This window comes from Streptomyces sp. NPDC012474, assembly GCF_042955185.1.
GTDB classification, from domain to species: Bacteria; Actinomycetota; Actinomycetes; order Streptomycetales; family Streptomycetaceae; genus Streptomyces; species Streptomyces cahuitamycinicus.
In genome coordinates, this window is the sequence record NZ_JBIBEP010000055.1 from 1 (window position 1) to 1131 (window position 1131).

2 rRNA genes are annotated in these 1131 nt (G+C 57.7%); both read left to right on the forward strand.

Going from position 1 to position 1131, the window contains the following annotated elements:
* Positions 1-78: ribosomal RNA gene (locus ACFY9S_RS40640) — 16S ribosomal RNA — on the forward strand; the annotation flags it as partial.
* Positions 79-388: 310 nt separating this feature from the next.
* Positions 389-1131, forward strand: a 23S ribosomal RNA gene (locus tag ACFY9S_RS40645); the annotation flags it as partial.

Sequence of the window (1131 nt, forward strand, 5' to 3'; positions counted from 1 at the left end):
TCGAAGGTGGGACTGGCGATTGGGACGAAGTCGTAACAAGGTAGCCGTACCGGAAGGTGCGGCTGGATCACCTCCTTTCTAAGGAGCACTTCTTACCGAGTCCTTCGGGACGAGGTCAGAGGCCAGTACATCGGCGAATGTCTGATGCTGGTTGCTCATGGGTGGAACGTTGACTATTCGGCCAGGGTTTCGGGTCGGAGGCTGCTAGTACTGCTCGCAAGAGTGTGGAACGCATGATCTTCGGACGGGGCTTGGCCGGGCACGCTGTTGGGTGTCTGAGGGAATGAACTTTTCCTCGGGTGCCGGCCCCAGTGAACTCGCCTGTAAGGGTGGGGTGATGGGTGGCTGGTCGTTGTTTGAGAACTGCACAGTGGACGCGAGCATCTGTGGCCAAGTTTTTAAGGGCGCACGGTGGATGCCTTGGTACCAGGAACCGATGAAGGACGTGGGAGGCCACGATAGTCCCCGGGGAGCCGTCAACCAGGCTTTGATCCGGGGGTTTCCGAATGGGGAAACCCGGCAGTCGTCATGGGCTGTCACCCTTGCCTGAACACATAGGGCAAGTGGAGGGAACGCGGGGAAGTGAAACATCTCAGTACCCGCAGGAAGAGAAAACAACCGTGATTCCGGGAGTAGTGGCGAGCGAAACCGGATGAGGCTAAACCGTATACGTGTGAGACCCGGCAGGGGTTGCGTATGCGGGGTTGTGGGATCTCTCTTTCACGGTCTGCCGGCCGTGAGACGAGTCAGAAACCGTTGATGTAGGCGAAGGACATGCGAAAGGTCCGGCGTAGAGGGTAAGACCCCCGTAGTCGAAACATCAACGGCTCGTTTGAGAGACACCCAAGTAGCACGGGGCCCGAGAAATCCCGTGTGAATCTGGCGGGACCACCCGCTAAGCCTAAATATTCCCTGGTGACCGATAGCGGATAGTACCGTGAGGGAATGGTGAAAAGTACCCCGGGAGGGGAGTGAAATAGTACCTGAAACCGTGTGCCTACAAGCCGTGGGAGCGTCGGATGGAAGCTTGCTTCCATCTCGTGACTGCGTGCCTTTTGAAGAATGAGCCTGCGAGTTTGCGGTGTGTTGCGAGGTTAACCCGTGTGGGGAAGCCGTAGCGAAAGCGAGTCC